We start from the raw sequence: 2,435 nt of genomic DNA, 5'->3' as shown, positions 1-2,435 counted from the left end.
TCGGATCTACGACGGTGCCTCCGAGGTGCACCGGATGTCGATCGCCCAGCGCGTGGCCCGCCGGGTCACGGCCGGACTGGAGGCCTGAAGTGCCCGAAGGGTCCGCGGCCGGCCTGCGCGACGTACCGCTGGGGCTGCTGGAAAATGCCCGCGACCTCGGCGGGTATGCCACCGCCGACGGCCGACGAGTGCGCTGGGGACGCCTGTTCCGGGCCGCCAGCCTGCACGAGGCCGACGAGGACACCGCGGCCGACTGGCACGCCCTCGGTCTGCGCACGGTGGTCGACCTGCGTCGTGACGACGAGCGCAGCAGACGCGGGACCGTGAGCATCGACCTACACCCGGCCGGCGACCGGCACCTGCCCGTCATGCGCGAGATATTCCTGCCGGCCTACGACGTCGACAGCCAGCCGGACGAGTACCTTGCCGCGTGCTACATCGAGATCCTTGGCAGCGGCCAGGACGCGATCCGCGAGCTTTTCGCGCTGCTTTCCGAAGAGAAGCATTTGCCGCTCGCGCTGTTCTGCGCGGCCGGGAAGGACCGCACCGGGACCATGGTTGCACTCGTGCTGGCCGCTCTCGGGGTGGACGAGGAGACCATCTGCGACGACTATGCGCTCAGCGGTGAGCGGGTTTCGGCGATGGTCCAACGCAAGCGAGCGTCGGGTGACGTCGACCGGGACCCGATGGTGGACCAGCACCCGACGATTCTGCACGCGCCCCGAGGTGCGATGCGTCTGTTCCTGGAGCACCTGCGCACGCACACTCCCGGTGTCGAGGGCTACCTCGCCGGCATCGGCGTTTCCACGATCGCGCTCGAGGCCGTGCGCGCTGCGCTGCTCGAGCCTCGGTAAGCAGAACCAAATTGTCGGGCACGAGCGCGAGTCGGTGGTGGGTCAGCTCCTCACGAGGTGGTCGGTCCGCACCCGTCGGCAACCGTTCGTGCCGGACTAACCTCAGTCATTGCGACCGCCGGCCACGGATAAGGACCTATCGGTAGGTCAGTCGCCGGAGAACGTGGCGGGACGGCCCTCGAGGAAAGCTGTGAGCGCCTCGCGCATGTCTGCGGTGCCGGCCGTGAGCGCTTGGTTGCGGTTCTCCAGCTCGATCCCGAGCTCAAGGGTCGCGGCGCCGAGGTTGGCCTGGATGACCTGCTTGGTGAGCCGGATGCCGAACGGGCTGTTGGCCATGATCGCCGCGGCGACCTCGAGGGCGGCCGGCAGGAGTTCGTCAGGCTCGCAGACCCGGTTGACCAGGCCGATACGGAGCGCCTCATCGGGCAGTACGAAGCGGCCGGTGAGCAGCAACTCGTTGGCTATGCCGAGACCGACCACGCGGGGGAGCAGCCAGGAGCTGCCCATGTCGCCACCGGTGAGCCCGACCCGGATGAACGCGGCGTTGAACTTCGCCCGCGTCGAGACGAGGCGCACGTCGGCGGCCAAGGCGAGGGAAAACCCGGCGCCTGCGGCCGCGCCGTTGACCGCGGCGATGACCGGTGTGGTCAGCCGCTGTAGGGCGAGCGCTGCGCCCGCCCACTTCTCCTGCCCCCGCAAGAACTGATACGGCGTCATCTCTAGCAACGCCGCGACTGCCTCGAGGTCGAGCCCGGCACAGAACCCCTTGCCCGCTCCGGTCAAGACGACGACTCGGACGTCCTGATCGCCCTCCAGTGCGCGGCACGCGGCCGTGAGCTCGTCGAACATGTCGAACGTGAGGGCGTTGAGCTTGTCGGGACGGTTCAGGGTGATCTGAAGAACCCCGTCGGCGGGCCGGCCGATCAGGAGGTGTTCGAGCTCGGGCAGGGGCATGTGGAGTCCTCACTTGGGTGACGAAGTCACCGGCGTTGGCGCAGTAGGCTCGAAGCCCGCCGGTGAGTGGGCTGACCCGGCGTCCGCCGATACCGGGCTTGTGGAAGACCTGGCTGTTCAGGCCGTTGGTCACAATCTCGGCGACGCTCCGACCGCGGTCTGTGATGGCCGCGAGCACGGGTCGGCGGTCGCGCTGACGCGCGTGCGCTCGACGAAGCCCTGCAACTCGCGGCGCGGATCGGGTCGCGGCCGTCGTTGGCCACAGCGCCTCCAGATCCTATGTCGATGGCTGGACATCAACTGACACGACGCCCAGCAGGTTGCCGAAGGTCAAGGGAAGAGCTTGTGCATCATTTCGGTCAGCGTCTCACGGAACTTGACCTTGCCCGGCGCCCGAAAGGACAGGGAGGAGCGCAACTGATCGGCGGCGCCGACCTCGAGAAGGGTCACGATCCCGAGGGCTCGCACCGTCAGGTCGACCGGCGTGGTCTCGTTCCCGAGCCGCTGCATGGTTGAGCTGACCTCGCGACTGAGTGAATAACGGGCCGCGCGTCGGAGTACCTCACTTTGCAGGGTCACCCCGACCGAGCTGACGAAGTAGACCATTGCCCAGCGGGGGTGGGCCAC

At 68.2% G+C, this 2,435-nt stretch carries 3 protein-coding genes; 1 reads left to right on the top strand and 2 read right to left on the bottom strand.

Annotated elements, in window-relative coordinates:
* Nucleotides 1-89 precede the first annotated feature (89 nt).
* A complete protein-coding gene (locus tag H7290_RS12165; RefSeq protein WP_290514283.1) occupies nt 90-854 on the top strand; it encodes a tyrosine-protein phosphatase in 765 nt (254 codons plus the stop codon).
* Between the two features lie 147 nt (nt 855-1,001).
* On the opposite strand, the gene H7290_RS12160 is transcribed toward H7290_RS12165, so the two are convergent.
* Both H7290_RS12160 and H7290_RS12155 read right to left on the bottom strand, forming a co-directional pair.
* Nucleotides 1,002-1,808, bottom strand: coding sequence for an enoyl-CoA hydratase-related protein (locus H7290_RS12160; RefSeq protein WP_290514282.1), 807 nt, complete (start codon nt 1,806-1,808; stop codon nt 1,002-1,004).
* Between the two features lie 330 nt (nt 1,809-2,138).
* The coding region (locus H7290_RS12155) for a hypothetical protein (protein ID WP_290514281.1) at nt 2,139-2,435 on the bottom strand (297 nt) is incomplete at its 5' end.

Source organism: Aeromicrobium sp., assembly GCF_014378035.1.
Classification (GTDB): Bacteria; Actinomycetota; Actinomycetes; order Propionibacteriales; family Nocardioidaceae; genus Aeromicrobium.
Note: the sequence above shows the minus strand (reverse complement) of the source record. Positions and strands in the feature narration are given on the sequence as shown.

Bases quoted from the DNA above. Each gene is read 5' to 3' on its own strand.
- H7290_RS12160 (WP_290514282.1), bottom strand. From the start codon at position 1,808: ATGCCCCTGCCCGAGCTCGAACACCTCCTGATCGGCCGGCCCGCCGAC.